Genomic DNA, 9,997 nt, shown 5'->3' with positions numbered 1-9,997 from the left:
TGAGTCACTCGTCTTCTGTTGAACTTGAACTTCTCGCCTTCAATGTCCAGGGTTGTCCTCATTGCCTCGAATTCCGCTGATTCAAAGAATACTGCAATGAACCTGTAAACGATTAAGCTGTAGATTTTCTGCTCATCCTTATTCAGACTGGTTGGCAGGATTCCTGTCGGGTGAATAGGCGGGTGAGCCGCATCGGTTTTCTTACCGTTGTGAGGCACCAGTTTTGACGGCAGCTTGTCTATGTGCGGTTTGAACTCATGGCTTTTTGCCAATTGCTTGAATATGTCCTTAAATCCAAGGCTTTCAGGCAGTACCTGTGAGGATGTTCTCGGATAGGAAGTGTAACCTGCACTGTATAGGTTTTGTGCTGCAACCTGAGTCCTTTTAGGTGAAAATCCGAATACGTTATAAGCCTCAGCCTGAAGACCGCTTAAGTTAAACGGCACCGGAGGCTTTGTTTTTGATTTGGTAAATGTGATTTTGTCGACTGTTGCATCCTTGCCGTCACATTTGGCAAAGATCTCTTCTGCCCTTGCCTTGTCAAAGATGTTTCCGTCAACATGCTTGATTTCAATGTCTTCAAAGTCAAGAATAGCTTTTATGTTCCAGAAAGGCTCAGGTACGAATTCCCTGATTTCCTTTTCCCGGTCAACTAAAATGGATAATGTAGGAGTCTGTACACGTCCTACGGACAATTTTAAGAATCTGTGCTTGGTTTTCTTGACTGAATCTGATAGGGCTATTGAAATATTCATTCCAAAGTAATAGTCAAGGATGTGTCTTGCGATACCGTTGTCCACCTGGTGCATGTCAATGTTAATCCTGTTTTCATAGGCATCCAGAATGTCCTTTTTGGTCAAAGTGGAGAATTTCATCCTGGAAGCTTTATTTAAAGAGTCTTCACCGCATGCATATTTAAGGGCATTGTATCCGATGAGTGTCCCTTCAACATCGTAATCGCAGGCATGAATGTATGAATCGGCGTTCTTTCCGAATTTCTTTATTGCATTCAGATAGTTTTTGGTAAAACCGCTAGCCTTGCTTGCCTCATGGGCAGGAACCCAGTGAAGGTCAAATGATACCTTGTATTTCTGTTTTTTGGGAATCAGTGAGTAAAGGTGACCGACACCTGAAACGACTGTAATGTCCTTTTCATCCCGTTTAAGTTCCCAATACTTGACTTTCTTGTTGTATACTTTCTTTTTAGCACTTGGTGAAAGTGCTTTTGCTATCTTTTCTGCTGAACTCGGTTTTTCGCAAATTATTACTTCATGCATTATACTCTTACCCTATCTAAAATTTTTTATTAAATATATTTTAATGAAATTAATAATATAAAAAGATTTTTATTCAAAACATGATTTTGACAATGCAGAATAAAATTAATCGGCATATGGTCCGAAGTCTAAATGTTCAGTAATGTGATTGTATCTATCCTCTTCAGGAGGCAATTGCATATAATCACCATATAAACTTTTTAAGATATTATCATAATTTTTAGGAACATTAACTTCAATATCTTCAAATTTAACTTTAATTATATCTTTAAAATCATCTTTAAGATATATCTGAGGATATTCTTCTGCTGTTGCAGAAATGTCAAAAACATGCCTGGAATTTGGATTTTTATATTTCATTAAAAAGTTTAAACATCTTTTGTGAAGAGTAGATGGTTTAACTCTAAATAATTTCAATATATAATGGCCAAGATGCGTGATTGTTTTGGTTAAAAATGGCAAATCATCTAATTTAATTTTGGACATTATCAAAAGCTTATTGTATAAAAAGGCTTTTTTAAGTTGATAATTTCTTTTAAAATTATCATCACTCAAATCGTCTAAAACAAAAATATCAATATTGATTCCTACATGGAAATCGACCTGATCAACCCATTTTTCCTCAAAAAGAGTATCCTTCAACATTAATTTTGAAAGAGTATGGAAATAGTCATCTTCAGTCTCACTTGAGAGCAATTTGTATTTTTCATTTGGAGAAGCTAAAAAAACCTTTTTAAATCTTTCATAATCATCCCTAAACATAACAACATCCAAATCATCATCCCATGGAATAAAACCGTTATGCCTAATAGCTCCAAGCATAGAACCAGCATAAATATAATAGGTCAGATTGTTCTTTTCACAAAATTTGATGAAATCCTTTAAAATCATTAATTCTAAGCTTTGCAAGTGTTTTAAAGTTTTGTCATCATACTCTGTGTATTTCAATTTACCACCTAATTGCCTAAAAATTCCATGAAATTTTCCTTATTCTCGATTGCGGTTGTAGTTGGCCTTCCCAAATCATCTCTTGCTCCAATCGAAGATTTGATTTCAATGAAGGATAACTTATCTAGAGATTTTACCTTATTAAGCTCTTCATCCAATCTTTTGAAGTTATCAACTGTGACGGCATATGAATATCCGCAAGCCTTTGCAACCTCAACCAAATCGGTTTTGTTCACTGCAGTAGGCATTCCGCCGACAGTTTCATGAGCCTCATTATTGATAACAACATGAACGAGATTTTTTGGATTAAAATTGCCCACGACTGCCATGGCCCCCATATGCATCAAAAGTGAACCGTCACCATCTATACACCAGACTTTCTCATCAGGTTTGTTGATTGCTACGCCCAATGCAATTGAAGAGGTATGGCCCATAGAACCGACAGTCAAAAAGTCATATTTATGAGATTGATTATTTCTTTCCCTTATTTCAAACAGTTCCCTGCTGGCTTTACCTGTAGTTGAAATAATCGGATTTTCACCGGTTACATTAACAATATGCTCGATTATCTCTTCTCTAACCATATCATTATCATTCTGATATTTTATTTCGCCGTCATATGATAAAGCGCCTTTTTTAACAACAAATGCAACCTGTTTACCATCTTTTAGGAGCTTTTCATATTCCTTCATGACATTTTCAAGCTCTTCTATTGTGGTGTCAGTATCTATCGTAAAATTCTCAATATCCATCAAATCAAGCAAATCACAGGTTATTTGACCCTGATAAATATGTTGAGGCTCATCATGAATTCCAGGTTGGCCTCTCCAGCCAATTACAAAAATAGCTGGAATTGCATAGACTTTATCATTTAAAAGGGATGCTGTGGGATTGATAATGTTTCCTTCACCACTGTTTTGCATATAAATCAATGGCACCTTGCCGGTTGCCAAATGATAGCCAGCTGCAAGTGCAGTACAATTTCCTTCATTTGCAGCTATAATATGGTGCTTTTCATCAATTCCATAAACATTCATTAAATAGTTGCACAATGCCTTAAGCTGTGAGTCCGGAACACCGGTGTAAAAATCACAATCCAAGACATTTATAAAATCTTCAACTTTCATTTTATCCGTTTAATTGTGGAGTTATGATCTTTTCAATCAGGAAGTTTGCAGTTTCCTCGATGTTTTCATATTTAACTTCTTTTGGAAGGTCTTCGCCGAATGCATCCTTAACCTTTGCGATTAAATCATCGGTGTAGTACAGTGCACCGTCCCTGATGTCTTCAACACCATCCAGTGCCAGGGATTCGCGATTTGCCTTATCCATTTCATCGAATGTGAATACTGACTCGTCAATCCATGCGGATATGTTTCCATCCTTATATCCTATAATTACAGGATATCCTCCGATATGGCCAAATACTCCCGGTGCAAATACTTTCTGGTCTTCGCCGGTTCTTATTGCATCGATGACCGCTGAGATTATGCGGTAATTGCTTGATGCATTCATCATGTTTCTTTTTTGGTCAACAGGCATGCTGATTGAACATTGGCTGTAGATATCTTCATGAGGGATGTCCTTTTCCTCTCCCCTGTAATAGATTTTGAGAGGCAGGTCAACACCTTCGGTCTGGCCTTCCTTGCTTATTACAACATCATGGAAATGTGCAGCTGCGAAATTAAAATCAACGTTCCAGAAATCGTCAACACCCAATATGTTTGCCACTGCAAATTTCATCCTTGGAATCAGGTGATTGAGGTTTCCGCTTCCAAAGTCAGGATATGCTTTTTCGGCACTTTTAAGCCATGGAATTACAGCATCGGAGTAGGATGTGTTGATGACAACAGCATCGGTGTCTGCAGCATCGCATGCTTCCATTATGTTTTTGGTGAATTTGATGGAGAGTGGAGTCCAGATTCCATATGCCCTTACGTTATGCCAGGAAATGCTTCCGTATTTGATTCCTGCATATGCTCTGCTTGAGTTTACAATGAAATCAGGATTGTATTTGGCAATTGCATTTTTGATTGATTCAATGTCATTCAAATCAACGCCCGCTTCGATTTCGATTTGTGACTTGTTGAGCTCACGAATGAGGCTTGCCACTCTTACGATATTGACGTCGGATTGCATTTTTTCGGCATTTCTTCCGACGACAACCAATTTTATTGCAGGATCGTTTTTGCTAACTAAAAAATCCAGTAAATAGGTTCCGACACTTCCTAAACCTATTATCATTATTGTAATCTCATCATTTTTAACATGTTCTTCAACTATTTTTAATCTTTCATCCAATGTTTTCATTTTATTTGCTCCAATATTCTTTTATAATTTTGTAATCGTCACGTGTATTGCAGTTTACCCATCGCTTCAATTCAATGACTTCTATTTCATCATTGTCAACTAAATCAAAGTATTTCTGGATAATTCCGAGGTTTGTATCCTCGATTATATTATTCTTGAAGTAAGTATTGGCTCTTTCAAGGATTTCGTCATCCCTGAACTTCCATGTCTGGCCGGAGTTGAATATTGCCTTGAACGGCTCTTCAATGGCCAGGAGCCCATGGTCACTGTTGAACAGATATTTGTAATCATCATTTTCATTTTGGTAAAGCACAACTGCCTTGTTTGAATATATAGGTTCCTTATTGTAGGTTATGACATTCTTCTGTGATTTTACGACATTTGAAAAGGATTCGTCATCTATATCCAGGTCACCTTCCACAAACAGGATTTCATCAACATTATCATAGCTTAATGCCTCTTTAACCCCAAGGTACAGACTGTAACCGGAGCTCAAATCGTCATAATGGTCATTGTTGCACAGTGAGATTTTTTCCTTAAGCTCAGCGGAAACGTTTTCGGACATGTATGCGGCAAGATTATCAAATTTGAATCCTCCGACAACAATGATTTTATCATATGAGGATACCTTATTGAGCAGCTGATAAATCAGGGTATTTTTAGGGTCATCTTCCCAGTATATGCATTTCAATATCTTTTCCTCTTCTGGGATGCCTCTGTTGAATCTGCTGGATATTCCTGCCACTGTTATGATTGCTATTTTCATTATTCACCTTTTGTGTAGTTTTCAACACATTCATCAAGACCCTTATCCAAATCTATAATAGGTTCCCAGTCAGTTCTGGTTCTGATTTTTTCAGTTGACAGAAGTCTCCTTTCAGGATCTGACTCCCTGTATCCTTCGAATTTGATTGTTGGGTCTTCAATTCCCATTTTATCTGCAATAAGTTTTGTCAGGTCAATGATGGATATTTCCTCATCGGTTGCAACGTTATAAATGGAACCGTCAAGTGCGGAATCAGTTTTTGCCAATGCCAAAACGGCACTGCAGCTGTCATAATTGTTTAAAAATGTTCTGCAGTTTACTTTTGAGTTTTCAAGCAAAGTGACTTCACCTGTGTTCTTGAAGCTGTCGATGATATGTGGAATGATATGCTTAGGATACTTTTCATCCCTGCTGTATACGTTTGCAAATCGGATGGAGCAGCCCTTGATTTTTCCTGTATCGACGGCATCCTTCATGAAAAACTCTGTCAGTAATTTTCCTGTTGCATAGCTTGTCCTCTGGCTGTGTTCCGCATCGGCCATAGTGATGTAATCTGATTCCTTGACACCGCCGTCCTCATTCCAGGAGTTCATTGAGTAGACCTCTGATGTGGAGCAGTTGATGTATTTTTCGGCCCCGACGCGAATTGCCTGTTCCAAGAAGTCGTTCATTCCAACGACATTTGTCTCATAAGTTTCATAAACGTTATAAAAGTGCTCTGTGTGAACAACCGCCGCACAGTTGATGTATATGACCTCATCAAATTCATCCTTGGATTTGTTTACAAGATATTCAATTTCTGCCATCTGTTCCTTGTCATTCAGGTCATATTCAAAGAATGTGAATGCATCACTGTCAAGACAATCCTTTACCGTATCGATTGATGATGCGTAGAAATTATCAAAGCCGATGATTTCCACCTGGTCTTCATCCTGATTTATGAGCTGTCTCACAAGCTCGTTACCTGTCATTCCGGTTACACCGCTAATTACATATAAAATCTTCATTTAAACTCCTCTTTCTAAACGTTTTCTGTAAAAATCATCAACATTACCATCATATAAACTCATTGCCTTATCCTTTGGATATTCGACCGATCTTAATTCAACGCCCATGCTTCCACTGTCCAAGACCGCATACTGAGCATTGGGATTGTGGTTTCTAGGCTGTCCGACAGAGCCGGGATTAATGAATAAGACTGATTTTTTATTCCTCATTTCAGGATTGTCGGCCTCATAAAACTTCTGGAACACATGCGGATAGTGGGAATGGCCAGACAGCACAATGTCATATTCGGAATATTCTCCATTGAGATTGTCCGGAAAAATTGATTTCCAGTAGTTGTCGTTAAGTGATCCATGAATCGCCAATACTTTTTTGCCGTCCAAATTCATTTCATAAAATCCCTCGTGGGCGCATTCATTATCCAAATAGGATTTTGTGAAATCAGAAAGCTGAGAGCCAATATACTGGGCGGATTCAACTCCCCTTTTGCTTGAAAAGTGATTATAGTCTTCGGTCAGAATCGCCTTTTCATGGTTTCCCCAGAGATTGCAAATGATTTTTTCGGTCAAATTCTCATGAATGAATTCAACAACCTCATTGGACTGCATTCCGTAGTCTATCAAATCCCCAAGAAGGATGATATGGTCTATGTCTTTGAAATCCCTGACTACCTCCTCGAGTGCAAACAGGTTTCCATGAATATCTGATAAAATTGCATATCTTGACATTTGACCACTTATAACTCATCGATTAATGTAATGATATCTTTTATGGATAATAATTCTTCATCTATCTCATGTGCCCTGTGATATTTCAGGATGCTTTTTGCAGCATTCTGCATTGCAGGAAATGCTGCCCTGAGTAATTGGTTGGCATAAATGACTATGTTTACGCCATGCTCTATCAATTCATCTTCAGTGATTGTGTTGTATGATGAAGGAACAACCACAATTGGGGTTTCGCTGTCTTCAGCCCTGAACTTGTCGCAGAACTCCAATATCTCATCAGGCTCTTTGCGTCTGCTGTGAATCATTATTCCGTCAGCACCGGCATCTCTGAATGCAAATGCCCTTTTTAATGCATCATCCATGCCCTGTTCAAGAATTAAGCTCTCAATTCTAGCAATAATCATAAAGTCATCAGACAATTGTGCATTTTTTCCTGCAGCAATCTTTTCACAGAAGTGCTCGATTTCATCCTGGGTCTGCTCGACTTCGGTTCCAAAGAGGGAATTTTTCTTCAATCCTATCTTATCTTCAATGATGACTGCTGAAACTCCCATTCTCTCTAAAGATCTCACAGTGTAAACGAAATGCTCAGCGATTCCTCCGGTATCCCCATCGAAAATGATTGGCTTTGTGGTGACTTCCATGATATCGTTGATTGTCCTGAATCTTGATGTCATGTCCACAAGTTCTATGTCCGGTTTTCCCTTTTCGGTACTGTCGCATAAGCTTGAAATCCACATCGCTTCGAACTGGTCAATGTGATTGTCTTCGGCAATTACTGTTTTTTCTGCTATCAAACCTGTAAGACCACTGTGAACCTCAATTGTCTTAACGACCGGGACCATATTTAACAATTGTCTTAATCTTTTTCTTCTAAGCTCAGGCATTGCCAGTTTTTCCCTCATTTGCCTGTCAATCTTTTGGACTTTAGGATTGAATGTGTATGGAACCTCTATAAGCTCCCCACCATATTCATCCAAACATTTTAAGATGTTTTTCTTGATTACCTTCATTGAGTCTTCAGCCCAGTTGTCGCCGTGGATGATATAATCCGGGCGAAGTTCTTCAACTACTTTATCATACATGATATTATCCTGAATTATAACTTCTTTAACATCAGGAATTGATTTGACTAATTCAACACGTTCTTTGGTGGACTTTAATGGAAATTTATTATATTTAACCATTTCAGAATCGCATAAAACACCAATTACAATATCACCGTATTTTTTTGCTTCATTAATTAAATTTAAGTGACACCATCATGAATAACATCAGTGCAAAAACAAGTGTAAACGATAGGTTTATCAGAGTTCATAATAATTACCTTAATCAAATTTTATATAATATATTATTTATAAAAAAAGAAATATTTAAAAATTACCAACATATCCAATTATTACAACCATTATTGGTTTAAAGATTAACAATTAAAAAGACGATGAAATCGGTCCATTTAATATTTTCCAAAATCAAGAACTTCCGGAGCGGAATTATATCTTTCTTCTTCAGGAGGAATTTGCATATAATCCCCAAAAAGTTGAATTAAAATTTCATCAGATTGGGGCACCACAACCTCTATATTTTCAAATTTAGTTTTAATGCCCGGTTTAAAAATATCTCTGTCATAAGCAAAAAATCCACTGATTTCACCAGCATCAGCAACTCTTTTAGTATCTTCTTTATTATATTTGGTTATAGCATTATATGTAATATCTTTCCATTTTTTATTTGAAAATGGAAGAATTTTAAGCACTTTATGGATTAAGTGATGTGCTTTTGAATGCTTCATGTCAATAATTGCATTGGTTTGTAAGTGATTTAATAATCTGGTTTTATAATAATATAACTTGCATTTAAAATCACTGTCCGGAACATTATCAAGTGCAAAGAAGTCTATATGAATCCCGACGTTATAGCTTACATAATCCCTGTACCAAAATGCATATTTGGTTCCTTTTAAAGAAACCATTGAAAATAAATAAAAACAATCGTCAATCAAGGAGGGTGACAATACCTCATATTTATCCGGATCCAATTCCCTGTTAAAAACTTCAATAGCTTTTTCATAATCCTCCCTGAATAATACAATGTCAACATCATCATCCCATGGAATAAAACCTTCATGCCTTAACGCTCCAATATGAGTTCCCCCATAGGCAAAATAAGGAATGTTGTTTTTCTCTAAAACATCAATCATGTCCTTTAAAATCATGACTTCAAGTTCATGTAAATGTTTTAAATCTTCAGGAGAATAATGTCTTAAATTTAATGCCATAGTTTCAATTTTAATTTTAAAACATATAAAATTAATCTTGAAAATAGCTTTTCAATTACAATATCAAAAAAATATTAATTTAATAAACGATAAAATTAATCTATAAATTACTAATAGAAAATACATTTCTATTTCAAAAAGGATAGTAGGAATAATTATGGGAAAAAAACAAATTAATTTAGGATTATTCACATCTGTTTATTCATATTTTTTATATTTGTTGTTAAAAGGATATGATGAAAATGACATCATTATTGTTCACAACACATTCCCAGAAGAAATTTCGAAAAATATCAATCCAATCATTGTTCCGGTTGAAGCAACCAAATATGGAGGGCTCAAACAGTCCATTGAAACATTAGGGATTAAACAAATGATTAAAGGACTTACAACATATGTTTACAATTATTTAAAATTAAGAATACTGTTGTTTATTAAGACCTTTAACAAGGATGTGGAAAACTACGGCCATCCCTTTAGCGGATATGCTTTCATGTTTTATGAAAATGAGAATTCAAATATTATTGAAGATGGATTGGCAAATTATACCCAACCCATCTGTGAAACTCATAAAATTAATCCAATTATTGATACTTTACTCCATATCGGAGGAATTTACTTTTTAAATAACTGTGAAACCTATGGAACCCATAAGAATATCAAAAATATTTATTTAACTAAAAAT

At 36.3% G+C, this 9,997-nt stretch carries 9 protein-coding genes and 1 pseudogene; 1 reads left to right on the top strand and 9 read right to left on the bottom strand.

Annotation, left to right across the window (positions count from 1 at the left end; all coding sequences use genetic code 11):
- From topA to QZN27_RS07375, 9 genes are all read right to left on the bottom strand, one after another.
- The coding region (gene topA, locus QZN27_RS07415) for a DNA topoisomerase I (RefSeq protein WP_296785829.1) at window positions 1-1,277 on the bottom strand (1,277 nt) is incomplete at its 3' end.
- A gap of 105 nt (window positions 1,278-1,382) precedes the next feature.
- Window positions 1,383-2,225, bottom strand: a complete 843-nt coding sequence (locus QZN27_RS07410) for a phosphorylcholine transferase LicD (RefSeq protein WP_296785827.1) — start codon at window positions 2,223-2,225, stop codon at window positions 1,383-1,385.
- 8 nt (window positions 2,226-2,233) lie between these two features.
- Window positions 2,234-3,352 (bottom strand): phosphonopyruvate decarboxylase, encoded by a 1,119-nt coding sequence (gene aepY, locus QZN27_RS07405; protein WP_296785825.1) that lies wholly within the window; start codon window positions 3,350-3,352, stop codon window positions 2,234-2,236.
- A gap of 1 nt (window position 3,353) precedes the next feature.
- Window positions 3,354-4,535: a hypothetical protein gene (locus QZN27_RS07400; RefSeq protein ID WP_296785822.1), complete on the bottom strand. Its 1,182-nt coding sequence runs from the start codon at window positions 4,533-4,535 to the stop codon at window positions 3,354-3,356.
- A gap of 1 nt (window position 4,536) precedes the next feature.
- Complete coding sequence (locus QZN27_RS07395) at window positions 4,537-5,301, bottom strand: DUF6564 domain-containing protein (protein ID WP_296785820.1); 765 nt, start codon at window positions 5,299-5,301, stop codon at window positions 4,537-4,539.
- Window positions 5,301-6,308, bottom strand: coding sequence for an NAD(P)-dependent oxidoreductase (locus QZN27_RS07390; protein WP_296785817.1), 1,008 nt, complete (start codon window positions 6,306-6,308; stop codon window positions 5,301-5,303). Before QZN27_RS07390 ends, QZN27_RS07395 begins: the two co-directional genes overlap by 1 nt.
- Window positions 6,309-7,034: a metallophosphoesterase gene (locus QZN27_RS07385; RefSeq protein WP_296785814.1), complete on the bottom strand. Its 726-nt coding sequence runs from the start codon at window positions 7,032-7,034 to the stop codon at window positions 6,309-6,311.
- An 8-nt stretch (window positions 7,035-7,042) separates the two neighbouring features.
- On the bottom strand, window positions 7,043-8,245 hold the full coding sequence (gene aepX / locus QZN27_RS07380) for a phosphoenolpyruvate mutase (protein WP_367237661.1): 1,203 nt from the start codon (window positions 8,243-8,245) through the stop codon (window positions 7,043-7,045).
- Between the two features lie 245 nt (window positions 8,246-8,490).
- Window positions 8,491-9,312 carry a phosphorylcholine transferase LicD gene (locus tag QZN27_RS07375; RefSeq protein WP_296785811.1) on the bottom strand — a complete coding sequence of 274 codons (822 nt, stop codon included), beginning with the start codon at window positions 9,310-9,312 and terminating at the stop codon, window positions 8,491-8,493.
- A 157-nt stretch (window positions 9,313-9,469) separates the two neighbouring features.
- Here QZN27_RS07375 and QZN27_RS07370 point away from each other — a divergent pair.
- Window positions 9,470-9,997 (top strand): annotated as a pseudogene (locus QZN27_RS07370) (hypothetical protein); the annotation flags it as partial.

This window comes from uncultured Methanobrevibacter sp., assembly GCF_900316895.1.
Lineage (GTDB): Archaea > Methanobacteriota > Methanobacteria > Methanobacteriales > Methanobacteriaceae > Methanocatella.
Note: the sequence above shows the minus strand (reverse complement) of the source record. Positions and strands in the feature narration are given on the sequence as shown.